General features: G+C 68.0%; 1 protein-coding gene. It reads right to left on the reverse strand.

Annotation, left to right across the window (positions count from 1 at the left end; all coding sequences use genetic code 11):
• Window positions 1–297: transposase (locus RRF55_RS27395; protein WP_439419217.1), on the reverse strand; the 297-nt coding region annotated here is incomplete at both ends.

The following is a 297-nucleotide window of genomic DNA, read 5'->3' on the forward strand; positions in this document are numbered from 1 at the left end:
ACGCGATGCGCGATGGTGTTGGCGAGCTGCGTCAGTTGCGCAGAGGTGGGGGCGCGGCGCAGGCGCGGCTTGCGCCGCGGCGGCTCGACGTTCGCGTCGTACACGCCGTCGAGCCACAGCATGTGGAAGTGGATGTTGAGATTCAGCGCGCTGCCGAAGCGCTGGATCAGGGTCACCACACCGCACTGGGCGCTGGCGCGGTCGATGCCGGCTTGATCGGCCAACCAGCCGGCGATCACGCGCTGCACGATGCCCAGCACCGGGCCAATGGCTTCTGGCTTGCTGGCGAACAGGAAA

The sequence above is a fragment of the Klebsiella sp. K47 genome (genome assembly GCF_051858335.1).
Classification (GTDB): Bacteria; Pseudomonadota; Gammaproteobacteria; order Enterobacterales; family Enterobacteriaceae; genus Klebsiella; species Klebsiella pneumoniae.